Source organism: Mucilaginibacter sp. P1_A3, assembly GCF_056406855.1.
In genome coordinates this window covers 1-24,480 of record NZ_JBFTZJ010000022.1, presented here as the reverse complement: position 1 = coordinate 24,480, position 24,480 = coordinate 1, and the positions used below count along the sequence as shown (strand labels likewise).

At 41.5% G+C, this 24,480-nt stretch carries 22 protein-coding genes; 15 read left to right on the top strand and 7 right to left on the bottom strand.

Annotation, left to right across the window (positions count from 1 at the left end; genetic code table 11):
* The first annotated feature begins 370 nt into the window (after positions 1-370).
* Together AC1D0K_RS30200 and AC1D0K_RS30195 are read left to right on the top strand one after the other, a co-directional pair.
* Complete coding sequence (locus tag AC1D0K_RS30200; protein WP_477399254.1) at positions 371-1,735, top strand: exonuclease domain-containing protein; 1,365 nt, start codon at positions 371-373, stop codon at positions 1,733-1,735.
* A 198-nt stretch (positions 1,736-1,933) separates the two neighbouring features.
* Entirely contained in the window at positions 1,934-2,470 is a 537-nt protein-coding gene (locus AC1D0K_RS30195; RefSeq protein WP_477399252.1) for a pyridoxamine 5'-phosphate oxidase family protein, read from the top strand.
* Positions 2,471-2,559: 89 nt separating this feature from the next.
* Here the strand turns inward: AC1D0K_RS30195 and AC1D0K_RS30190 are convergent, their stop codons facing one another.
* Together AC1D0K_RS30190 and AC1D0K_RS30185 are read right to left on the bottom strand one after the other, a co-directional pair.
* Positions 2,560-4,536 carry a S9 family peptidase gene (locus AC1D0K_RS30190; RefSeq protein WP_477443404.1) on the bottom strand — a complete coding sequence of 659 codons (1,977 nt, stop codon included), beginning with the start codon at positions 4,534-4,536 and terminating at the stop codon, positions 2,560-2,562.
* A gap of 51 nt (positions 4,537-4,587) precedes the next feature.
* Positions 4,588-6,561, bottom strand: coding sequence for a prolyl oligopeptidase family serine peptidase (locus AC1D0K_RS30185; RefSeq protein WP_477399248.1), 1,974 nt, complete (start codon positions 6,559-6,561; stop codon positions 4,588-4,590).
* Between the two features lie 220 nt (positions 6,562-6,781).
* Here AC1D0K_RS30185 and AC1D0K_RS30180 point away from each other — a divergent pair, with 220 nt between their 5' ends.
* Positions 6,782-8,209 carry a B12-binding domain-containing radical SAM protein gene (locus AC1D0K_RS30180; RefSeq protein ID WP_477443402.1) on the top strand — a complete coding sequence of 476 codons (1,428 nt, stop codon included), beginning with the start codon at positions 6,782-6,784 and terminating at the stop codon, positions 8,207-8,209.
* A 48-nt stretch (positions 8,210-8,257) separates the two neighbouring features.
* Here the strand turns inward: AC1D0K_RS30180 and pyrF are convergent, their stop codons facing one another.
* On the bottom strand, positions 8,258-9,091 hold the full coding sequence (gene pyrF, locus AC1D0K_RS30175; protein WP_477399185.1) for an orotidine-5'-phosphate decarboxylase: 834 nt from the start codon (positions 9,089-9,091) through the stop codon (positions 8,258-8,260).
* Between the two features lie 350 nt (positions 9,092-9,441).
* Between pyrF and rho the strand changes: the two genes are divergently transcribed.
* From rho to purS, 3 genes are all read left to right on the top strand, one after another.
* A complete protein-coding gene (gene rho / locus AC1D0K_RS30170) occupies positions 9,442-11,079 on the top strand; it encodes a transcription termination factor Rho (RefSeq protein ID WP_477399183.1) in 1,638 nt (545 codons plus the stop codon).
* A 90-nt stretch (positions 11,080-11,169) separates the two neighbouring features.
* Positions 11,170-11,892 (top strand): CDP-diacylglycerol--serine O-phosphatidyltransferase, encoded by a 723-nt coding sequence (gene pssA, locus AC1D0K_RS30165; RefSeq protein ID WP_295713103.1) that lies wholly within the window; start codon positions 11,170-11,172, stop codon positions 11,890-11,892.
* The gene (gene purS, locus AC1D0K_RS30160) at positions 11,873-12,130 is read left to right on the top strand and encodes a phosphoribosylformylglycinamidine synthase subunit PurS (RefSeq protein WP_477399180.1); all 258 of its coding nucleotides are present in this window, start codon (positions 11,873-11,875) and stop codon (positions 12,128-12,130) included. The genes pssA and purS overlap by 20 nt, the downstream gene beginning before the upstream one ends.
* A gap of 153 nt (positions 12,131-12,283) precedes the next feature.
* On the opposite strand, the gene AC1D0K_RS30155 is transcribed toward purS, so the two are convergent.
* Complete coding sequence (locus AC1D0K_RS30155; RefSeq protein ID WP_477399178.1) at positions 12,284-12,661, bottom strand: Hpt domain-containing protein; 378 nt, start codon at positions 12,659-12,661, stop codon at positions 12,284-12,286.
* Positions 12,662-12,686: 25 nt separating this feature from the next.
* Entirely contained in the window at positions 12,687-13,166 is a 480-nt protein-coding gene (gene folK / locus AC1D0K_RS30150; RefSeq protein WP_477399176.1) for a 2-amino-4-hydroxy-6-hydroxymethyldihydropteridine diphosphokinase, read from the bottom strand.
* An 87-nt stretch (positions 13,167-13,253) separates the two neighbouring features.
* On the opposite strand from folK, the gene sppA reads away from it, so the two are divergent.
* Complete coding sequence (sppA, locus tag AC1D0K_RS30145) at positions 13,254-15,026, top strand: signal peptide peptidase SppA (RefSeq protein WP_477399174.1); 1,773 nt, start codon at positions 13,254-13,256, stop codon at positions 15,024-15,026.
* 500 nt (positions 15,027-15,526) lie between these two features.
* Here the strand turns inward: sppA and AC1D0K_RS30140 are convergent, their stop codons facing one another.
* The gene (locus tag AC1D0K_RS30140; RefSeq protein ID WP_477399172.1) at positions 15,527-16,273 is read right to left on the bottom strand and encodes an ankyrin repeat domain-containing protein; all 747 of its coding nucleotides are present in this window, start codon (positions 16,271-16,273) and stop codon (positions 15,527-15,529) included.
* 248 nt (positions 16,274-16,521) lie between these two features.
* Here AC1D0K_RS30140 and AC1D0K_RS30135 point away from each other — a divergent pair, with 248 nt between their 5' ends.
* The 7 genes from AC1D0K_RS30135 to AC1D0K_RS30105 all read left to right on the top strand — a co-directional run bounded on the left by AC1D0K_RS30135 (position 16,522) and on the right by AC1D0K_RS30105 (position 22,717).
* A complete protein-coding gene (locus AC1D0K_RS30135; RefSeq protein WP_295713115.1) occupies positions 16,522-18,204 on the top strand; it encodes a DNA polymerase/3'-5' exonuclease PolX in 1,683 nt (560 codons plus the stop codon).
* Between the two features lie 42 nt (positions 18,205-18,246).
* Positions 18,247-19,224, top strand: coding sequence for a D-glycero-beta-D-manno-heptose-7-phosphate kinase (rfaE1, locus tag AC1D0K_RS30130; protein WP_477443464.1), 978 nt, complete (start codon positions 18,247-18,249; stop codon positions 19,222-19,224).
* 86 nt (positions 19,225-19,310) lie between these two features.
* Positions 19,311-19,868: a D-sedoheptulose 7-phosphate isomerase gene (gene gmhA, locus AC1D0K_RS30125; protein ID WP_477431981.1), complete on the top strand. Its 558-nt coding sequence runs from the start codon at positions 19,311-19,313 to the stop codon at positions 19,866-19,868.
* 62 nt (positions 19,869-19,930) lie between these two features.
* Positions 19,931-20,434 carry a D-glycero-beta-D-manno-heptose 1-phosphate adenylyltransferase gene (gene rfaE2 / locus AC1D0K_RS30120; RefSeq protein WP_477399160.1) on the top strand — a complete coding sequence of 168 codons (504 nt, stop codon included), beginning with the start codon at positions 19,931-19,933 and terminating at the stop codon, positions 20,432-20,434.
* A 12-nt stretch (positions 20,435-20,446) separates the two neighbouring features.
* A complete protein-coding gene (locus AC1D0K_RS30115; protein WP_477399162.1) occupies positions 20,447-21,412 on the top strand; it encodes a glycosyltransferase family 9 protein in 966 nt (321 codons plus the stop codon).
* Between the two features lie 59 nt (positions 21,413-21,471).
* Positions 21,472-22,158, top strand: a complete 687-nt coding sequence (locus AC1D0K_RS30110) for a porin family protein (protein WP_477399164.1) — start codon at positions 21,472-21,474, stop codon at positions 22,156-22,158.
* Positions 22,159-22,240: 82 nt separating this feature from the next.
* Complete coding sequence (locus tag AC1D0K_RS30105; RefSeq protein WP_295713127.1) at positions 22,241-22,717, top strand: SixA phosphatase family protein; 477 nt, start codon at positions 22,241-22,243, stop codon at positions 22,715-22,717.
* A gap of 118 nt (positions 22,718-22,835) precedes the next feature.
* Here the strand turns inward: AC1D0K_RS30105 and dprA are convergent, their stop codons facing one another.
* Positions 22,836-23,933 (bottom strand): DNA-processing protein DprA, encoded by a 1,098-nt coding sequence (dprA, locus tag AC1D0K_RS30100; protein WP_477399166.1) that lies wholly within the window; start codon positions 23,931-23,933, stop codon positions 22,836-22,838.
* 312 nt (positions 23,934-24,245) lie between these two features.
* On the opposite strand from dprA, the gene AC1D0K_RS30095 reads away from it, so the two are divergent.
* Positions 24,246-24,480: hypothetical protein (locus AC1D0K_RS30095; RefSeq protein ID WP_477463147.1), on the top strand; the 235-nt coding region annotated here is incomplete at its 3' end.

The window sequence follows — 24,480 nt, the reverse complement described above, 5'->3', positions numbered from 1 at the left end:
ACCCTTCTTCGTTTGCTCTCCTGGTTGGATATCCTGGATATATCGCTACGCAATATTCCTTACATTCTGTTCAAACTCTAAAGGGTAAAAGGAAATGAGGTAGTCTCTCTCTCTGAACATACCTTATGGTTGTTGGGGTCGCCGTCTGCTCTCATTTCCTTTCACTTTTTATTCTGCTAATCTAATTTATCATTTGATAACAAACATAGGAGGGTCGCCGTCCGCGAAGGGCGGACCGGCGGGGTGAGTCGTTGCCACCATACAGAGCCGATTGCCTGGTATGAAACAAACACGTCATAGCTAGCTTTTTTCCTCCTAAAAAATTTAAATAACACTAAAATAGTTAGCAAACTTGTATTACATTTGAAATATGTATGCAATTGTTGATATTGAGACTACCGGGGGGCATGCCAGCGCTAATGGCATCACAGAAATTGCTATATGCATACATGATGGCAAAAAGGTTATCAAGCGGTTTGAGACCCTTGTAAACCCTCACCGGGAAATCCCTATCTATATCAGCGCTTTAACAGGTATCACCAATGAGATGGTGCAAAATGCTCCACCTTTTGAAGATGTGGCTGCCGATGTATACCATCTTATCCACGGCAAAATATTTGTTGCTCACAATGTTAATTTCGATTATTCTTTTGTACGCTATCATTTAGCTGCTGCCGGGTATGATTTGCAGTGTAATAAACTATGTACGGTACGCCTCGGGCGAAAAATACTGCCGGGACTTCCCTCCTATAGTTTAGGGCGATTATGCAAACACCTGGGTATTGATAATGAAAGCCGCCACCGTGCAGCCGGAGACGCCGAGGCCACTTCGGAATTGTTTACACTGCTATTGAAAAGTGATACCGACGGGCAAATTAAACAGGCCCTTAAACAAAACTCCAAGGAACAGGTATTACCCGCAAACTTGCCTAAAAAAGATGTGGAAGCATTACCGTTTTCGCCGGGCGTATATTACTTTCACGATCAAAAGGGTAAAGTTATTTACGTAGGTAAAGCCAAAAACCTAAAGAAACGCGTAAGTAGCCATTTCACCGGCAATAACCCGGGTTTACAGCGACAGGAGTTTTTGCGCAACATTTACCAGGTAAGCCACCAGGTTTGCGGCACCGAGCTGATTGCTTTTGTGCTGGAGGCCATTGAGATAAAACGCCTGTGGCCAAAATACAACCGGTCATTAAAGCGCTTTGAAAACGCTTATTGTTTATATGCTTTTGAAGATCAGCGAGGTTATATCCGTTTAGCTGTTGACAAGCGCCGAAAATTCAGCGATGTGATCTATACCTGCAATTCATTGTTGGATGGCTACAACCTGCTTAACAAGCTTATAGAAACCTTTGGATTATGCCCTAAACTTTGCTTTATCCAAACCAACAATAACCCTTGTACAGGTGCTGCAGGAAGCGAATGCGCCTGCGAGGGAGTTGAAAGCGTTGATGATTATAACCTTAAAGTAAACAACGCCATTGATGAACTAAAACGCGCGTTACCCACTTACGCCATCCGCGATGAAGGCCGTACAGGTGATGAGCATAGCTGCATTTTGGTAGAGAAAGGCCAGTTTTACGGCATGGGTTATATATCCCATTATTTTGATGCGGATAATATACAGCAATTGAAAAACCACCTCACCCCCTATCCTGGGAATGATTATATTAAGAATATTGTATCCAGCTATGCTACTCGGTACCCCGATAGGATGGTGGTGTTTGCATAAGCGCAGAGAGAACTTCCTGCCCTGAAGAGTTTTTATATTAGACGCTCACAATAATCATACTAACCTCCCAAGCGTCTTGATACTTAATACTAACTACTTAATACTTTCTCTGAATTATCCCCAAAGTTAATTTTATTAACACAATAAAGATTTTGATTGGTTATAAGCTATAACATTTACCAACAAAAACTTTAAATAATGAATAGCATTAATCAACAACAGCCGGAAGATAATTATAAGGATCTCGGCGGACGGGAAGCCATTGCCAAAATCAAAGAATTAGTCGGCAGCGCCAAAAGTTGCTTCTTTTTAACCAATATAAAAACGGGCCTGCCGGTATCAATTCGGCCAATGTCGGTACAAACAGTAGATGAAGAGGGTAACCTCTGGTTCCTGAGTGCTAATGATAGCCATAAGGACGGCGAGATAGCGAAAGACCCTATGGTACACCTGCTTTTCCAGGGATCGGCACACTCAGATTTCCTGAATATTTATGGAATTGCAGAAGTAAGCCAGGATAAACAAAAGATAAAGGAGCTTTGGGAACCCTTATTGAAAGTTTGGTTTACCGAAGGTGAAAGTGACCCGCGCATCTCTGTAATTAAGGTTGAGCCAACCCAAGGTTATTATTGGGATAATAAACATGGCAATGCCATTGCCTTTGTAAAAATGATAGCAGGCGCGGCCATCGGCCAAACACTCGATGATTCCATCGAAGGAAAAATAACAATATAGTTATCTCTTCAAATAGGAAAGCCACGCTGGTTTATATACTGCGTGGCTTTCTTATTTCAGGGGCATTCCGCTGGAACCCCATAAGCCGGCTACTTCAGATACTTATCATACCACTCTATATAACGCTGCAGCCTATCAACCTGGTAACTTGGCACTGTTATACCATGAAACTGCCCCGGGTAAAGTACCATCTGCGTAGGCACCCCCTGCGATTTCAGCGCCTGGTACATTTGCTCGCCGCCGCCTGTGGGTACGTTAAAATCTTTTAAGCCCGACATAAACTGTGTAGGCGTTTTTATCTTATCTACATGAAAAAACGGGTACGATAGCTTGATATACTTCTCGGGGTTTTTCCATGGGAAACCCAACTCATTATCATATTGTATTACCCATTGATCGCTGCCATAAATGGCCAGTTGCAACGCGCTGCCCGCCCCGCTTGATGCTGCTTTAAAACGGCTATCCGTTGCTATGGTATAATCGGTAAGGATACCGCCGTAGCTCCAGCCACCTATGCCCAGATGATCTTTATCGGCAATGCCTGTTTTCACCAGTTCGTCAACCGCTCCCAACAGATCCTGTACTTCTTTATTACCCCAATCGGCATAAATGGCTTTGGTATACTCAAGCCCTCGCCCGGTACTGCCGCGATAATTAACCGCTGCAACCGCATAACCTGCCGAGGCCAACGTTTGCCTGATCATATCAAACTCAAATTCGTCCTGATCTGTAGGGCCGCCGTGTATGTACAGGATAAAAGGCAACTTTTTGTTTACCATGCTATCCGGTGTATATAATATGCCCGATACCAGCGTACCATCACTACTAAAAGACTGAAAACCTTTTACGTGCGCAAGCTTAATGGTATTTAACCACTTATCCTGGTGAAAAGTAAGCCGACGAATCTTGCCATTCTCAATAGCTACCAGTTCATGCGGCATATAAGGAGTGGTCATTTTGGCTATCCACACACCGGGCGAATGCCCTATCAAACTTTCAAAACTGCACTCGGCACCTTTATAAACCGTTGTTGATTTGCGGAGGAGCAGGTTATATTGAGCAACATAGCGAATACGATCATTGCTTACCAGGTAAACGATGTTCTTGCTGTCGCGGCTCCAGGCGTGGTTACTTACCGGGCGGTCAAGTGCTTCGGTAAGTATTTTGTTGTTTTTACCGTCGGCATCCATGATACATAAAACATCGTGCTGGTAAATGTAATAATTTGCATCACTGGTTGATCGCAAATAAGCGATGTGTTTACCATCCGGGCTCCAGAGCGGGGCAATATCATGTCCGGTAAATGTGGTAAGCTGTTTTATCTCACCATCGTCCTTAGCCTCCACCGTAAAAATATCCAGGTTTTCGTTCCTGTCGGGATCCGCAGTATGGTTACTCACAAACGCAATTGCTTTACCATCCGGACTCCATACCGGCGACTCATCATCCCTATCGCCCGTTGTTAATGTATCCAATTTCTTTGTATCAATACTATACAGGTACAAATGCGTGTGCAAATGCTGCAGGTAGCCATTAATATCCTGTTTAAAGCGGTATCGATCTATCTTTATAGGAGGAATGGTTTTGGGCTCCTTACCAGCATTTTCGGGATCTTTAATTACCAGCACCAGTTTCTTACTATCAGGCGACCACGCATAATCTTCCAAGTCTCCTTTTTTTATATCTGTTAGTTTATGTCCTTCGCCTCCCCTTCGGTCCATCAGCCAAACCTGGCCCCCGTTTTTGGAATCCCGCTCAGATAAGAAGGAAAGGAATTTACCGTCCGGCGTCCATTTAGGCGAAGAAGCCGCTTCGTCGCCATAGGTAACCTGGATGGATTGCTTGCCATCAAAACTCTGCATCCACAGGTGCGATATCCGACTATCCTTGGCTGTATCCACCTCTGACAAACTATAAGCCAGCCATTTGCCATCCGGCGATAACTGCGGATCAGATAGTGTGGGGATGTTATTGATATCGGATGGTTTCAAGGGGCGTTTAGTGGTTTGGGCTGAAAGGTTTGTAAAAACCAATACAGCAAAAACGATATATATAAATTTATTCATGACGAACTAAATCAATTGAGTTATTGTGAATTCCCTTTTCCAGGCTGATTACTACTTCTTCAAATATTTATCAAACCATACCACATACCTTTGCAACCTATCAACCTGGTAGCTCGGCTTGCTGATACCGTGAAAGGAGTTTGGATAAAGTATTAATTCCGTTGGTATCCCCTGCGATTTTAGGGCCTGATACATTTGTTCGCTGCCGATGGTTGGCACGTTGAAATCCTTCAACCCGGACATATAAAGTACCGGTGTTTTTATTTTATCGGCATGAAAGAACGGGTACGATAACTGGATCCATTTATCTGCGTTTTTCCATGGCACGCCCAATTCACTTTCATATTGCAGTACATATTGATCGCTGCCATAAACCGACAACTGTAATGCGCTACCTGCGCCACTGGCAGCAGCCTTGAAACGGGTATCTGATGCAATGGTGTAATTGGTAAGGATACCGCCGTAGCTCCAACCGCCTATGCCCAAATGATCGGGATCAGCTATGCCCAGCTTCTCCAATTTATCAACCGCGCCCAGCAGATCTTTAACTTCCTTATTACCCCAATCTGCATAAATAGCTTTACAATAATCCAGCCCACGACCATTACTGCCGCGGTAATTTACAGCAGCCACCGCGTATCCTGCACCAGCTAATACCTGCCTCGTGGCATCAAAAGTAAATTCGTCCTGGCCAACAGGGCCGCCATGAATAAATAATATCAGCGGTAGCTTTTTCGCATTGCTATCGGGAGTTAATATAATACCAGAAACTTCTGTACCATCAACACTTGTTGACTCAAAGCCTTCTACATGAGCAAGATTAACCGTATTTAACCATGCCTGCTGATGAAATGTAAGCCGGCGTAATTTACCGCCTTCCAAAGCAAATAATTCGGCTGGCGTATAGGGGTCGCTTTTTTGTACTACCCAGTTACCAATGGCATTTGTACCAATATCGGTAATGCCATATTCACCTTTATTTACGGTCGATATTTTTCCATTGTTTACGTTTACGCTGGCTACATAACGCTCCCGGTCGTCCACAACTAAAAATGAAATGCTTTTACTATCCTTAGCCCAAACCTGGTTAGCAACCGGGCGGTCGAGTTGCTGGGTCAATACCTTTTTGTTTGAACCCACAATATCCATAGTGCACAACACATTCTGATCATACATCATATAATCAGCATCGCTGGTTGAGCGCAGGTAGGAGATCAGCTTACCATCCGGGCTCCATTGAGGATTTCTGTCGGGTCCTTTCCAGGTAGTTACCTGCAATATACTGGCATTAGGCCGCGCATCTATTGTAAAAATATCGCTGTTCTCATTTCTATCCGGATCGGTACTGCGATTACTTACAAAGGCAATTGTTTTGCTGTCAGGCGACCATACCGGTGATTCCTCGTCCTTATCACCCTTTGTAAGTGTATCCAGTTTTTTGGTGACCATATCAAGCAGGTATAAATGCTGGTGCAGATGCTGCAGGTAACCTTCCACATCCTGCTTAAAATGGAAACGATCAAGCACTATCGGCTTGGGTGTTTTGGGTTCTTCCTTACCCTTATTTGCAGGATCGCCAATTACAATTACCAATTTTTTACTATCTGGCGACCATTCATAATCGCCCAGGTCGCCTTTAATATCTGTGAGTTTAACACCCTCCCCACCCCTGCGGTCGATTAGCCAAATCTGCGATCCATTCTTTGAGTCGCGCGATGAAAGAAACGATAAATATTTTCCATCCGGCGACCACTTTGGCGATGAAGCAGCTTCGCCTCCGTGTGTTAGTTCAATAGATTCTTTACCATCCCAGCTTTGCATCCACAGGTGCGCTACACGTTTATCTTTTGCTGTATCAACTTCAGATACGGTATAGGCCACCCATTTACCATCCGGCGAAAGCTGCGGATCACTTACCGTAGGTATGCGGCTGATATCTGCAGGCTTTAACCGGGTCTTTACCTCTTGGGCCAATGCATAAAAAGAAACAGTAAATGCAATAATGGAAAGTATGGTTCTTTTCATAGATGAATACAATAAATAAAGTCTGTAATTTAACAATTAGTAGCAGAATCTGCAGGAATTAAACCCCGATGCCGGAAATATTACAAAAGATAAACCGGATTCACATAGTTCAATTCTCACAAACTATTTTCCGTCTGATTAACCATTCACTTAATTATTTGGAAAGATAAAATTTAATTATTTACTTTGTTATTCAAAGTACTTTTAAAAAAAATAAACAATGAAAGTTAAATTGATATTACCGGCCTTAACAGAAGCAGAGAGCCCATTTTGGCGGCCAATAAAATATTCATTGTTCCCTCCCCTGGGTTTGGCAACCCTTGCGGCTTATCTTTCGCCCGATGATGAAATAGACCTGCAGGATCAGCACGTTGAAAAACTCAACCTGGATGATAACCCCGACCTGGTAGTTATCCAGGTGTATATAACCAATGCCTACCGCGCCTATAAAATTGCCGATCATTACCGGGCCAAGGGTGCCTATGTAATTTTAGGGGGCTTGCACGTTACATCCTTACCTATGGAGGCCGCCCCGCATGCTGATAGTATTTTTACAGGGCCTGGAGAAGACACTTTTCCGCAGTTTTTATTGGATTTTAAGAACCATCGCCCTCAAAAAGTTTACAATTCCACTATCCGCACGCTCGAAAAGGTTCCGCCCATCCGCCGCGACCTCATCAAGAGACACCTTTACCTTGTGCCTAATTCCATTGTGGTAACAAGGGGCTGCCCCCATCATTGCAGCTTTTGTTATAAGGATGCATTTTTTGAGGGAGGCCGTACTTTCTACACACAGGAAGTAGATGATGCCCTGGCAGAAATTGACAGACTCCCCGGCAGGCACCTGTATTTTTTGGATGACCATCTGTTAGGTAATGCTAAATTCTCGGGTGCTCTTTTTGATGGGATGAAAGGTATGAACCGTGTTTTCCAGGGAGCAGCAACTGTTGATTCTATACTAAGAGGCAACCTGATAGAAAAAGCTGCAGAAGCAGGCCTGCGAAGTTTATTTGTAGGATTCGAAACGTTTTCGCCCCAAAATCTAAAACAAAGTAACAAAAAGCAAAACCTTGAAAAAGACTATGTAAAGGCTGTAAACAGGCTGCATGATTTGGGAATAATGATAAACGGAAGTTTTGTTTTTGGCCTGGACGATGATGACAAAGATGTTTTTAAAAGAACAGTTGACTGGGGCGTGAAACACTCCATTACTACATCAACCTATCATGTTTTAACGCCATACCCAGGTACCGAGCTTTTTAAAAGTATGGAACGCCAGGGAAGAATACTCACCAAAAACTGGGACCTTTATGGTACGCGCAAAGTTGTTTACCAAACCATCAACCTAAGCGCTCAGGAACTGGAAGACGGCTACTGGTGGGCCTACAAAGAATTTTACAAGTGGACTAATATATTCAAGGCCAGTATGCAGCATGAATCCAATCTGCATAAATTAAAACATTTATTTTATTCGGGAGGATGGAAAAAGTTTGAACCTGTATGGAATTTCCTGATCAAAACAAAAAGCCTCAACAACACCCTCCCGGCTCTGGAAACCGTACTTTCAAAAATAAATTTCAATAAAGGTGTAAATAAACCCTCGGATAACATGGAGTTACCGGTACCCGCCTTTTTACCAGAAAGTTAACTTATGGCAATCAATTTCAATACTTAATTTAATTAACTGCTCATCAAATTATATTACTCCCGCCTTCTCCAACTCCGCCTGCATTTGTTGCTGCATACTTTGGGCTTCGGCACGCGCGGCTTCGGCAAAATCTTTACCGTTACTGGCGTAAATAATGGAGCGCGACGCGTTAACTATAAGGCCGCAATCTTTGGTGATACCATATTTACACACTTCCTCAAGGCTTCCCCCTTGTGCGCCTACCCCGGGTACCAGCAGGAAATTATCCGGGGCATACTTGCGAATATTGGTAAACTCGGTGCTTTTTGTAGCTCCTACCACGTACATGATCCTATCGGCACCCGCCCAGGTATTGGCTTTTTGAATCACGGTTTCGTACAAATAACCATCGCCGGTTTGCAGGTATTGAAAATCTTTACTGCCCACTGATGACGTAAGCGCTAATATAATGATCCATTTACCCTCATAGGCCAGGTAAGGAGTTACGCTATCATTACCCATATAAGGTGTAATAGTAATGGCATCAAAGCTCATCCCGGATGCATTTTCATCAAAAAAAGCTTTGGCGTATTTATCGGAAGTATTACCGATATCGCCCCTTTTGGCATCTATTATATTTAAGGTATCGGCAGGCAGGTATTTCCAGGTATCAATAAGGCTTTGCAAGCCTTTAATACCACGTGCCTCGTAAAACGCCGCGTTAGGTTTGTAGGATACGCACAGATCCTTAGTAGCATCAATAATACGTTTGTTGAATTCCAGTATAGGATCCGGATACTCTTTTAAAAACTCTGGAATTTTATCAATATCTGTATCAAGACCTACACATAAAAAGGATTTCTTTTGCTTTATCTGATCAATTAGCTGCTCGCGGGATACCATCTGACGGGGTGTTTAAATATTCTGATTGTCAAAAAAACTAAAAATTTAGCTTAAACATTGTAATGGATCAGATATTTATTTAATTAATTTGAAATTAAAAAATAATTGTTTACAATTGCATCGTTTTCCTTTGAATTTTTCTTGCACTAAAGAAACAATTTAAAACCCCACGATATTTATTCATTAATACTTTGACTGGGTTTAGATGTTTATTTAATCAATGTTTCAAGATCAATTATTTACAATAAGGCCGCTGTGTATACAAAAATTTAAATGCACATTGAAAACCTTATTACCGTTTGAAAACTAATTACAATATTAAAAATCCCTTTTGAACTATAATTCATATCATGTCTGATAAAATCGAATTGAACGACAAACTCGTTTCTGAGTTGCGCGATATTGCAAAAAATTTAGGTATTACTGAGGCCGACGAACTACGCAAGGCTTCCCTAATTACCCGTATTGTTGAACAACAACAGTTAATTGAGGCCGCAAGGGCACAACAAAACATTGTTGAACAAAATTATGCACCTATTACTGCAGAACCGGCAGCCGAGGCAGCCAGTGAAAAAGCACGTAAACGTACCCGTGTATTAAAACCTAAAACTCAGCCCCGCGTTGAAGTTCCTTTGGATGATACCAACCTGTTTGATCAGGAAGAAGAAGACCAACAGAATAACGAAGACGCTCAGAATGATATACCAGCACCCGAGCCGGTTGCCAGCGAAGCCGCTGATAACCAACCCGGTGAAACAGCTCCTAAAGTGGAGACGCCATCAGCAGATGTTCGTCCGCCGCAAAAATTTGACAGGCGCGCCAATGGCAACCCTAATCAGCAAAAAGCACAGGAGCCACCTATCAACCTTGATTTTGATAATGTTATTGTAAACGAAGGCGTATTGGAAATTATGCCAGATGGTTACGGTTTCTTAAGATCATCAGACTATAATTACCTTACTTCACCGGATGATATTTATGTATCACAATCACAAATAAAATTATTCGGCTTAAAAACCGGTGATACTGTTCGCGGTAGCATCCGTCCGCCTAAAGAAGGCGAAAAATATTTTCCTTTGGTACGTGTTGAAGCCATTAACGGCCGTATCCCTGCCGAAGTTCGTGACCGCGTTCCTTTCGATCACTTAACACCGCTTTTCCCATCCGAGAAACTGAGCCTGTTTACCGATGCCGGTAATTATTCAACCCGTATCATGGATTTGTTCTCGCCTATTGGTAAAGGTCAGCGTGGGTTAATTGTGGCACAGCCTAAAACAGGTAAAACCATGTTATTAAAGGATGTGGCCAATGCTATTGCCCGCAACCACCCCGAAGTATACCTTATTATATTACTGATAGACGAACGCCCCGAAGAGGTAACCGATATGGCCCGCAGCGTGCGTGCAGAAGTAGTATCATCAACCTTTGATGAGCCAGCTGAGCGCCACGTAAAAATTGCCAATATTGTTTTAGAAAAAGCTAAACGTATGGTAGAGTGTGGTCATGACGTGGTGATCCTTTTGGATTCAATAACCCGCCTTGCCCGTGCCTATAACACGGTAGCACCTGCTTCAGGTAAGATATTATCGGGTGGTGTTGATGCCAACGCATTGCACAAACCAAAACGTTTTTTTGGTGCAGCCCGTAATATTGAAGATGGTGGTTCATTAACCATTATTGCTACAGCTTTAACAGAAACCGGTTCAAAAATGGACGAAGTTATCTTTGAAGAGTTTAAAGGAACCGGTAACATGGAATTACAGCTTGATCGTAAATTATCAAACAAACGTATCTTCCCTGCTATCGATATCACTGCATCAAGTACCCGTCGTGATGACCTGTTGCTTGATCGCGATACGCTACAACGCATCTGGATTTTACGTAACCACCTGGCAGACATGAACTCACAGGAGTCAATGGAGTTTCTACAAGCTCAGATCAGGGGTACAAAAACCAACGAAGAATTCCTGATTTCTATGAATTCGTAATATTTTTGCGATAATGAAGTTATATTTAATGTAAATATTATTTGTAACTTCATTATTACTTAATAAAATCCTGATAACTTCGTAACACAAATGAAGAGACGAGTTAGAAAACATCTTCCTAATACAATAACCTGTGCAAACTTATTTAGCGGTTGTATAGGGATAGTGTTTGCCTTTCAGGGTAATTTGCTAATTGCATCCTATGCAATTTTTTTAGCAGCAATTTTTGATTTTTTTGATGGCTTTGCATCCCGTGTGCTTAACTCCTACTCGTTTATAGGCAAGGATCTTGATTCGCTGGCTGATATGGTCAGCTTTGGTTTTTTACCTTCGGCTATACTATATGAGTTGTTTTTAAAAGCTCCGCAAATTAATCATGTAAGCACTTATTTGTGCTACCTCGCCTTTTCTATAACTGTTTTCTCGGCGTTAAGACTGGCAAAATTTAATAATGACACCCGCCAATCGGATAGTTTTATTGGCTTGCCAACACCGGCCAATGCTATATTTATTGCTTCGTTACCTTTAATTATTGAGCAGTATGAGGTTTTGGCCCGCTACATCTTAAACCCATACATTTTAACAGGTCTTATTATAATCATGTGTACCCTGTTGGTTTCTGAATTGCCGCTCATGTCGCTCAAATTCAAAAACCGCGATTTCAATAAAAACATTTTCCGTTATTTACTGCTCTTGTTTTCGGCAATACTGATTCTATTTTTTAAATTTGTCGCAGTTCCGGTGGTTATATTTATTTACATCACTTTATCTTTAATTCAAACAAAAATCACAAATGACAAAGTTCCAGGCTGAAATTGACGTAATGCCCAAAAAAGAAATACTTGATCCTCAAGGAAAAGCAGTAACCGGAAGCATGAAAAATCTTGGTTTAGCCGAAATACAAAATGTACGTATAGGCAAACACATCACGCTTGAAATTGAAGCCGACAACGCTGAAATCGCCCATAGCAAAGTTGATGAAGCTTGTAAAAACCTGCTTGCTAACCTGATTATGGAAAGCTATACTTTTAAAGTAGTAGAGGTAGCTTAAGGCAGAAAGGTCAAAGGCAAAAGGTTTTGAAAACCATATAGCTTAATAACTCTTATAATATTAAAAGGGCGCTTGATAAAATTATCAAGCGCCCTTTGTCTTCTCGGCACCCGGTAAAAACCCTTTACCATTCGCCTTTATCCTTTTGCCTAATTAAAGGCTTGCTTCTTTTTCTTCCTTAATTTGCTTAAGCGTAATCAGGTTGGCATTAACCGTTGCCTTTACCTGGTTAAATTTAGCTAATATCTCGCCCGGGTTTTGTCCTCCTGATTTACAGGCTATCTCAACTTCCTGTATGGTGGCCTGGCTTATAGGCATACCAAAGAAACCAAGGTTGGGCTTTAGCTTGTGCGATACCTTACCCGCTTCTGCCCAATCGCCAGAATCAAGTGCGGTGCTGATATTACCAAGTAACAGTGGGGTCTGCTCCAGGAACATACCTATTGATTCAACAATAAATTCATCACTGCCATCGGCAATTTCATATAGAAAGGAAAGATCAAAATCTTGCTCGGGTGAAATATCTGACATATAAAAGATGTATGAATAATCAAAATTATACTTTTTTTACGATCAAGTCGTCTTTAAGTTCGCTTTTTAGTTGCAAAATATTTTTTTTTATTAACGGATGTATAAAATCTGGAGCAATCTGTGCAAATGGCTCCAAAGTGAAGCGCCGTTTATGCATCTCGGGATGCGGAACTTTTAAATCCGGTTCATCAATAACAGCATCGCCATAAAATAAAATATCTATATCTATAGTTCGTGAGCCCCATTTTTCCTCCCGCCTCCGGCCCAGCAAAAGTTCAATACTTAAAATTTTCTCCAACACCATTTGCGCAGGCATATCTGTTTTTAAAAGCAGCACCTGGTTTAAATAATCGGGCGCATCTGTTTTACCCCATGATTGTGTTTCATAAACTCCCGATGCCTGCACAATGGGCGCAATACCTTCCTCAATATGCGCAATTGCCTGCTGCAGAAATAGTTTTCTATCGCCAAGGTTGCTGCCTAAAAGTAAAAAAACGTCAATCATGTTGTAACAAATATTATAGATCAGGCTCTTAAGATTATACGGTATTGAATTACTAAGTTTGCATAGTTAAAAAGATTTATAGCATTAATGAAACAATTCTTCAAATTCGTTCTGGCCACCATGTTCGGGGTATTTTTAGTGACAGTGATTCTGGCTTTTGTAGTTGTAGGTTTGGTGGTAGCCGCAAGTGGTGAAAAAACTGTAGATGTTGAATCAAATTCAGTATTGCACATGGCATTTACTACTCCTATTACAGAACGTACACCCAATAACCCTTTAGCCGGACTAAGCTTTTTAGGATTGAACAGCGAGAAGTCGATCGGCTTAAACGATATTTTAGCCAATATCAAAAAAGCCAAAAATGATTCTAACATCAAAGGCATTTTTCTTGACGAAAGCTATATGACATCCGGCCAGGCTACTACCGAAGAGATTCGCAATGCGCTGATCAACTTTAAAAAATCGGGTAAGTTTGTGGTAGCCTACTCCGAAATTTATACACAAGGATTTTATTACCTGGCATCTGTTGCCGATAAGGTATACATGAATCCGCGGGGTATGTTTGAATTTACCGGCTTTAGTCAACAGATAACATTTTTAAAAGGCGCACTTGATAAACTGGGCATCGAAGCACAGATCATTAAGGTTGGAACGTACAAAAGTGCAGTTGAACCTTTAATCCTTACCAAAATGAGCGATCCTAATCGCTTGCAGGTTACCTCTTACTTAGGCTCCCTGTATGATCATTTTTTAACAGGCATCAGCAAAAGCCGGGGTATTAATAAAGACTCGTTGTTTAACTATGCCAATAGTGGCCGTGTACAATTTCCCGAGGATGCTTTAAAATTAAAGCTTATTGACGGCTTGAAATACAAGGATGAAATTTTGGATGAGTTGAAACGCCGTACAGGTACCGGTTTAAAAAGCAACCTTGCAAGCGTTGATCTTGACGAATACACCAAAAGCAAAGCTGACGATAAAGGTGATGATGACGGCTCATCAAATAACCGCATTGCTATTGTTTACGCCAACGGCGAGATTAACGGTGGCGAAGGCGACGATAACAGCATAGGATCTGAAAGAATTTCGAAGGCAATCCGCAAAGTACGGTTAGATAATAAGGTAAAGGCCGTTGTACTCCGTGTAAACTCACCGGGAGGTAGTTCGCTTGCATCTGATGTAATCTGGCGCGAGGTTGCAATGACCAAAAAGGTAAAACCCATCATTGTTTCTATGGGCGATTATGCTGCATCGGGTGGATATTATATTAGCTGTGCTGCAGATTCCATTATTGCCGAACCGAATACGATAACAGGATCAATAGGCATTTTTGCCATATTGCCCAACATGCAAAAGCTGTTTAATGATAAGTTAGGTGTTACTTTTGATGGAGTAAAAACCGGCAAATATGCCGATCTGGGCGATATCAGCCGCCCGCTAAGTACAGAAGAAAGAGCCATTTTGCAAAACAACGTTAACCATGGTTACGATGATTTCACCAAAGCTGTAGCCGCCGGGCGTGGTAAAACACAGGCCTACATTAATAGCATTGGCCAGGGCCGTGTATACACAGGTTCCCAAGCCGTAAAATTAGGTTTGGTTGACCGCTTAGGCAATATCAACGATGCTGTTGCGTCAGCAGCAAAAAAAGCCAAGCTTACAAATTATAACCTGGTTAGCTATCCCGAACAAAAAAGTTTCTTTAAGCAACTGGATGGCGACGTAACCAGCCAAATGAAAACCAAAATGATGAAATCGGAACTGGGCGACAGCTACCGGGTTTACGAACAAATAAAAGGCATCACCCAAATGATGCGGATTCCGCAGGCAAGATTGCCTTATGATATTGTGATCAAGTAAGTTTTATTTATATTTTGATAAAAGAGCCGTCCTGATGGATGGCTTTTTTATTTTAGGCTAATTATCATTTTCTTTATAGAGCCATTGGCTCGAACATTTTGTAGCAACGGATTTTAATCCGTTGATGTTAAACCAAATAAAAATGAGTGCCATAGGCACGGCGCATCTTGCTTTTAAAAGAATCCCCACATTGATTATATATGCTAAGTAACAATTAACCAGCTGAGCATATGGGCCGAACCTATGGTTCTTTTTGTATGCTGTTTTTATTTCAACTGATTAAAATCAGTTGTTACAATATTAGCCGTGGCTACGCCACTGATTTATTTAAAAGAATAATATTGATTTCCTCAAAAATAATCCCGACTCTGCAAAGGCACAGAGCCAAAAACATGCTTTAAATTCATCACTTTTTTATTTGAGTTGTGCGGTAGGCAAGGATAGATGGCTTTTATATTTTAAGGATACCTATATCACTAATACATCTCAGCAATCATAAATCACCCTTTCAAATAAGCGTTCGGCACATTCTTAGACACATAATCAATTCCAAAAGCGTGTTTTATTAATAAGGATACAACCTCCATTACCGTTTTCTCTTTCCGGTGCATTTGGGGTAATGAACCCATCATGGCATAACTTATTGGGTTAACAGCCGGGATAAACGTTTCCCATTCGTAACCCTTACCCCAGATAAGGCCTTTAACGGTGATTAACAGCTCGGCTCCATTTTGCAACAGGAAATGAAGCATATCGATGGAACTATTACCATTTTGATTTACAGTGTGAAATATAGGTGTATGCCCTCCAAATCCATATTCGTCAACAGCAGCTTTTGCGTTTACATCCGCTCCATGCTGTAAAAGGATTTGAGCACAGTCCAGGCTGTTATATTCTGCACAAAAATGCATGAGCGTTCCACCGGTTAACGGGGTATAAGTATTATTATATAAGGTATATGTTTTGGAAACAATTGCAGGATCATCGCTGATGTAGGCGTTTAACTTTTCGGCATCATGGGCCAATACAGCCAACAAAGACTGATCAGGATATACCAAGCCCGCATCAATAAAAGCCCTGACGCAATCTTTAAATTCGGGGCTGCGGTAATACATCTCCACCATGGTGGTAAAAAGAGGAATACCGTCATGAACCTCATTCGGGCTGCCGCCATCGCGAAAATACCGTTGAATATCTTCTACAGCATGAACCTCTATGCTGTAAAGGAGCTGGATGTAATCGGGCATAATGTTAAGTTTAACCTACCTTGATGAGTGTATTTTCCCTGAAGGATATTAATCTAAAGTTAGGTATAAAAACGCGCCAATTTTTCAACTTAACAACTATGCGTATTTTAATCAAAAATCGCTCCCCCTGATTTCTCTCAATTAGATTTAGAAACATTCGTTAATTTAATCAACACACCACAAAACAAACCCTTCTACTGCACTGTCTTTACAATGGCTTTTTGTATTTTTACAGCTTCAATTTTATAATGGAAAACAAACCCATAGCCCGCACGCTTCGCTTACTATCGCAACTCATGGAACTGCATGAGGTTAATCCCTTTAAAATTAAGTCAATAGCTAATGCAGCTTTTAAGGTTGATAAACTCCCCTTCCCTATCGCCGGCAAAACACTGCAGGAACTGGAAAAAGTGGATGGCATTGGCAAAAGTATCGCCGCTAAAATCATTGAACTTTTTGATACAGGCACTATCGCCGAGATGGACGAACTGCTGGCCAACACCCCAGATGGAGTGGTAGAAATGATGGGCATCAAGGGTATTGGCCCAAAAAAGGTGGCCATTATATGGAAGGAATTAGGGATTGAAAACACCGGTGAGCTTTTTTATGCCTGTAACGAAAACCGACTGATAGAGGCCAAAGGCTTCGGGTTAAAAACGCAGGAAGAGATCCGCAAAGCTATCGAGTTCAGGATGGCCAGCAATGGTAAATTCCTGTTTGCCCAGGTTGAGAAAGAAGCCAATGAACTGATGGATGAAATAAAAGCGGTATTCCCAAGCGCCTTGAAACATTTCGCAGGTGAATTTCGCAGATCGAATGACATCATTACCGAGATAGTAGTTGTGATAGGCAGCATTGACCCGGAGATTGCCTACAATACTTTTCTGCAATCAAACATCCTGAAAAATGTAGCTCAAAATGAAAACCACATTTCAGGAGAATTGGGCAATGGTCTGTTGGTTGATATTATCTGCACATCAAACGGCGAATACTATAAGGAATTATTTATAAATACAGGCAATGATGAACATGTGCAGGCTGTACTCGCCCGTATTACAGAACCAATAGAAGAACCGGAAACTGAGGAACTTATTTATACCCAAGCCGGTTTAACCTGGATGCAGCCCGAACTGCGTGAGGGTACCACGTTTATTGAAAAAGCCGAAAAGAATGAATTGCCAACCCTTATCATCACACATGATTTGAAAGGCAGTTTACATAACCACAGTACCTGGAGCGATGGTGTAAACACCGTTGAAGAAATGGCCCTTTACTGCCGCGATAACCTGAAACTGGAATACCTGGGCATGTGTGATCATAGCAAGAGTGCCTTTTATGCCAAGGGTTTAAGTATTGAACGGGTACTGCAACAACAGGAGGAAATTGACAGCCTCAATAAAAAGCTTGATGGCTTTCATATTTTTAAAGGTATAGAATCGGATATATTATATGATGGTTCACTGGATTATCCTGATGAGATATTGAAAAAATTTGATTTCATTGTTGCGTCTGTACATTCAATACTTAAAATGGATGAAGCTAAGGCTACGTCAAGGCTGATCACTGCTATCGAAAATCCATACACTACTATATTGGGCCACCCTACCGGCAGGCTATTGTTGAGCCGTGGCGGTTACCCTATCAATTATAAAAAAGTTATTGACGCCTGTGCGGCAAACAATGTAATCATCGAGATTAACGCCAACCCATTAAGACTTGATCTTGACTGGCGCTGGCACCAGTACGCTTTGGATAAGGGCGTTTGGCTGTCAATAAATCCAGACGCACATCGTTTGGAAGGACATCTCGATATGCATTATGGTGTTTTGGCCGCCCGTAAAGGTGGCTTAAATAAGGAAATGTGCCTAAATGCGTTATCACTGCCAGAAATAACAAAGGTATTTGAAAAGAAAAGGTCGGCAGTAAAATAAAATAAGGGATTAAAAATTATAGCCCACATCGAACTAAAAAGAATGATAGATAAAATACGCGCCATACAATCATTAAATACCAAACCTACCATACTGGTAATAGGAGATTTGATGATAGACCACTATATAATAGGTGGCGCCACCCGCCTTTCGCCCGAGGCGCCGGTGCCTATTGTAAACGTTAAAAAGGAAACTTATACCCTGGGAGGTGCTGGTAATGTGGTACAAAATCTGGTGTCATTGGGTGCAAAGGTTACCGTTGCCGGCGTTATTGGCGATGATGCTTCTGCATTACAGGTAATAGATATATTAACAGAAGAAGGTGTAGAAACGCATACCATAATTAAAGATAGCAGTCGCCCAACCACTGTTAAAACCAGGGTTTTGGCAGGCAGTCACCAGTTGGTAAGAGTGGATAGGGAGGTAACCGATCCTGTTTCTTTAGCTATTGAAGATGAACTGATTGATAAATTAGCCGCCTACATTGCGCAGGCGGATATGGTGGTATTATCCGATTATAATAAAGGTTTGTTTTCGCCGTCGTTAACCCAAAAGGTTATCATCGAAGCTAATAAACACGGTAAAAAAGTAGTAATTGACCCTAAGGGGTTAAACTACGAAAAGTATAAAGGCGCTTTCATCATTAAACCAAACCGTAAAGAACTGGCCGAGGCTGCTAAAACCGAAAAGATTAATTCGCTGGAAAGTTTACAACAAGCCGCGAAGGTTATATTTGAGCAAACCGGTACGGAGTATATAGTAGTTACCTTATCCGAAGAAGGCATGGTGATACTAAGCGAGTTAACCCACAAGCTATTACCTGTAAAAGCCACCGAAGTATTTGATGTAACAGGTGCCGGCGATACAGTACTGGCAACGATGGCTTATTTTATAGCTTGCGGGCTAAGCATTGAAGAGGCCTGCGACCTGGCCAACCATGCTGCAGCCATAGTTATAAGGCAAGTTGGTAGCGCTACCACTACTGTTGACGAGATAATAAAAGACATGCAAATAGGTTAGTGATAAAAGGTTTAGCTTTAGGGTGAAGGAAAAGCCGGGCAGCAAAACGTAATCACTACTTATAACAAGAAACTTAGAACTATAAAATGGTTTTAGACGAACTTAAAGATCATCAAAATACTATACAGCTGGTAATTGACCAGCTTACCGGCGATATTGAAACGGCATGCGAAATGATGACCACTACCTTAAAAAGCGGCAATAAAGTTTTGTTTGCGGGTAATGGGGGCAGCGCGGCAGATGCCCAGCACCTTGCAGCCGAATTAACAGGCAGATTTGTGAAAGAAAGACAAGCTCTTCCCGGTATTGCTTTAACGGTTGATACCTCGGCACTTACAGCTATTGCAAATGATTACCATTACGATAGAGTGTTTTCGCGCCAGGTGGAGGCATTTGCCCGGCCGGGCGATCTGTTTATCGGGATCTCGACAAGTGGCAATAGCCAGGGCATTTTGAACGCATTTGAAACCGCAACCAAACTGGGCTGTAAAACATTAGGCCTTTCGGGCAGGGATGGCGGTAAAATGAATGGCTTGTGCGATCTTAATATTGTAGTTCCATCGAATGCAACAGCCCGCATCCAGGAAATGCATATACTCATAGGTCATATTATGTGCCAGGCAGTTGATGATCTTTTTGATTAAAAACCGCTTATAAAACATACCAAAACGAGAGACGCAAATAGGCATCGCTACAAAAAATTTCAATGAGAATCGACCTCGAAAAAACAATCACCGATAAAATCAGCGATTTGCCTTCATTGAAGGCGAAGATGAAAAACTGGACAATTGAGGGTAAGAAAGTAGTTTTTACCAATGGTGTTTTCGATCTTTTGCATATTGGTCATATCACTTACCTGGCAAAAGCGGCCGAACTTGGCGACAAGCTGGTTATCGGCTTAAATGCCGATAGCTCGGTAAGGCGCATCAAGGGCGAAAACAGGCCGGTTAATGACCAGAATAGCCGTGCGGCTATATTAGCTGCCCTATTTTTTGTGGATGCTATTGTTGTATTTGAGGAGGATACCCCACTGAATGTGATCAGCACTTTACTACCCGACTATTTGGTGAAAGGTGCGGATTACTCCGTTGAAAACATAGTAGGTGCAAAAGAAGTAATAGCTAATGGAGGCGAGGTAAAAACCATTAATTTTGTGGAGGGCTATTCCTCAACATCTATAATTAATAAAATCAGGAACCAAATTACCTGATAGCACAACAACATGAAGATACTGGTGATCCGTTTTAGCTCGATGGGCGATATTATTTATACTACCCCCGTTGTTCGCTGTCTCAAAAAACAGATCCCAAATGCCGAAGTTCACTTTTTAACCAAGCCTGCCTTTAAATATATCTATGATAACAACCCTTATGTAGATAAGCTGCTGCTGCTAAAACCTTCACTCACTGATACTATTAACGAGATAAAGGCAGAGCAATATGATCATATAGTTGATTTGCATAACAACCTGCGCACCACGCTTATTAAACTACGTACAGGCATAAAATCAAGCACTTATAAAAAGCAACCCATAAAAAAGTGGCTTAGTTTAAAATTCAAATTAAAACTGATTGCCCCTACTCATTTAGTTGACCGGTACCTTGAAGCCACAAAATCTTTAGGTATTGTAAACGATGGAAAGCCTATTGATTACTACATTAAAGCCGAACATCAGCTTGATAAGCTGCTCCCTGCATCACACCAAAACCGGTATATCGCCTTTATCATTGGGGCAACACATTTTACCAAACGGATGCCAAATGAAAAGATTATCAGCATATGCAGTAAACTAAAACTCCCTATTATATTGTTAGGCGGTGGTGATGTTAAAGCTAATGGCGATGTAATTGCGGACGCAGTTGGCACATCTGTTTACAATGCCTGCGGTAAAACCTCGCTTGATGAATCTGTTTTCCTGGTTTCAAAGGCCGAAAGTATTATAGGTTTTGATACAGGCCTTACCCACATTGCCGAAGCTTTTAATAAACCCATTGTTTCAATTTGGGGAGGCACGGTACCTGAATTATTGGGTGTACAACCTTATATGGTTAAAGATGTGCTGGTTGCAGGTATTGAGCTTGATTGCCGGCCATGCTCAAAATTCGGGTTAGAGAAATGCCCGCTCGGGCATTTTAAATGCATGAATGATATGCCAGAAGGTGGAATTATTGAATTTGCAAACAGGTAGGGATTTCTGGCTATTAAAATTGCTTACATTTGTTTTACCAATTCCCTAACCTTAGTTCAATGACAAAACTATTGCTCCTGTTGCTTTTAACTATCTCTCCAATAGTATCTTTTGCACAATTACCGGGTTTAGGTGTAAAAGGGGGAATAAATTTTGCAACAATGAGTACATCCGGCACCCCTTCAAATATGATCTCAGGTTCAAATGTTTATGCTCATTCGGGGTCAGTAACATCGTTTAATGTCGGCGTTTTTGCAGATGTAAAACTCGGGCACTTTTCGCTGCAACCCGCTATTAACTTTACCGGTAAAGGAGGCACATTTTATGGCCCCACCGGTACGTTTCCTAATGGATCCACAAGCGAGGTAAACACCAAATATAATTTATATTATATACAGGTGCCTGTGAATATGGTTTATCACGTTCCTGTTATCGTAGGTGATTTTTATATTGGCGCCGGTCCCTTTGTGGGTATGGGCGTGTATGGAAAAAAGAAATCATCAGCCGATAACAACAATAATGGCATGCATACCATGGTTACATCAAATAATAAAATTACGTTTGGCGATGATGGCGATATCCGGTCTGACGAATATGGAGCTGGCGCAATTGCGGGAATAAAATTAAAAGGCGGCTTGCTTTTTAATTTAAACTACGACCTCGGGCTATCGAATATTGCACCCGATGCCTTGGGCAACAAATTTAAAACTCATGTTTTTGGCGCTTCGGCGGGATTTATTTTCTAACTTTTTGTTGAGATAAAGAAACAAAAACATCATTATAAACTTAATTTTAAAAAGAATATAAAGTATCTCTTTTATCTCGGTTATGAAAAAATTACTCTTAATTCGCCACGCAAAAGCAACCCACGAAAGCAGTTACGTAGATTTTGAACGCCCACTAAAACAATCAGGCAAAGATGATGCTGAATTAATGGCTTCAGTTATAAAAGGGCAATCTATTATTCCTCAAATCATTATCAGCAGTCCGGCATTGCGTACGCTTACAACCGCTAAAATTTTCGCCAAACATCTGCAACTACCCAAAGTAGATACCGACAAAAAAATATATGAAGCCGGCGAACAAGGATGGATAAAAGTGATTAATGACCTGCCAAATAAATACGATTTTATCGGAATTGTGGGCCATAACCCAGGCATTAGCCAGGCTTTATACTACCTCACCGGCCAAATTCGCGATATGCCTACATGTGCGGTTGCACTCATCACTTTGGATAACGAAGACTGGCAATCCATCAGCGAAGAAGACGGACATTTAAGCTTTTTTGATTCACCCAAAGGATGATCTGTGGCGGGCTGTAGAGATCAAGTTAAGATTTTTTGGGCAAACATATTTTCCACATTTTCGCAATCCAACACCCAACACGAACCTCGTAACACGAAACACGCAACACAACCCGCAATTAACTCACCTTATAAGTCTTCCCAGGTAACGACCTGATGTAGCCCTGCATCTCCATATTAAGCAAGTTCATGGCAAGCATACTCATAGGCATATTGGCTTTTATAGTAAGCTCGTCTATAGCTAAAGGCGTTTTGTTTTCTTGTAAAATATCAAAAATAAAGCGTTCATCCGTTGATAAATCTAATGGCAACATAAACTGTTCAACAGGTTTGGCATTATCAGCCTTTTCCCAGCCAAGACTGAAAGCCAGATCGGCCACGCAGGTGAGCAAAGCAGCTTTGTTGTTGCGGATGAGGAAGTTACAACCTTCAGAATAAACGTCATCCAGCCTGCCGGGGAATGCAAATACATCCCTGTTATAAGAATTGGCAATTTCGGCAGTTATCAATGCGCCCCCTTTTAAACTGGCCTCAATTACTACAGTAGCGTCAGCCATGCCGGCTACAATACGATTACGTTGCGGAAAATTCTCCCTATCTGGCACTGTTCCAGACGGATATTCGGTAAGTAAACCCCCGTTTTCTAACATTTTATCAGCTGTTGCCCGGTTTTGGCTGGGGTATAATCTATCCAGCCCATGCCCCAACACCCCTACCGTAGGCACATTTAGTCGTAAACATTCTTTATGAGCGGTTACATCAATGCCCAAAGCAAGGCCACTTACTATTAAAACGTTGTATTGTTGCAGTTCCTCTATAAGCTGGCGACATAATTGGCGACCATAATCTGTAGCGCTACGGGTACCCACTATGCTTATCACCTGAGGTTGGTTTAGTTCCATTTTCCCTTTAGCATATAGCAGTATGGGCGAATCGGCACAATTTTTTAAACGTTTGGGATATCGGGCATCAGTATAAAATATCACCTCAATCCCTTGTTTATCTACAAAAGTCAACTCTTTTTCGGCTTGCCTTAAGGCTTCTTCAAAATTCCACTGAGCAATCCTCTTTTCCCCAATGCCCGGTATCGCTATCATTTTGGCAGGCGAAGATCTGAAAATTTCCTCCGCACTCCCCAAATAAGCCATTAACGATTTAGCCGCCACCGGACCCAAATTTTTAACAAATGATAAAGCGGTTTTATGAAGTAAGGACATAGTTTAGATGTGAAGATATGCAGTTTAGCTGCAATCCCTTTATGACACGAACATACAAAATCCTAAAAATATTAGCAAATATATTTAGATTTCAAATGTGCAGATTATAGATGTGCAGATCCAAGCATCTTTACTAAGGGTCTGTCTAAAAATAAAAAACAGGTCGTCATTGCGAGGTACGAAGCAATCCCGAACTCTACAGATCCGATTTGCAAAGCTACTCTGTAAGGCGGGGATTGCTTCGTACCTCGCAATTGTAAAGGTCAGATAATTCGGTAACAGAATTAGCTTTAACTAATAAAGCTAAACGTTATGCGGAACATAAACAACGATCTTACCTTAAAGCGAAATTACCTGAGCAAATACCGTTTTTTAATCGGTGAATATGAACAGGTAAAGCGTGGTGAACATACTGTTTTTAGGTTTGCCAAAGATTTCTATTCAGCTCATGATACCGATCCGAGAAGTTTTTTAAAGTATTATAACCGTTTTAAGCAGTCAGGTAATGAACTGGATCTGTTGGAACTGGATCTGTTGCCCGCTAAGC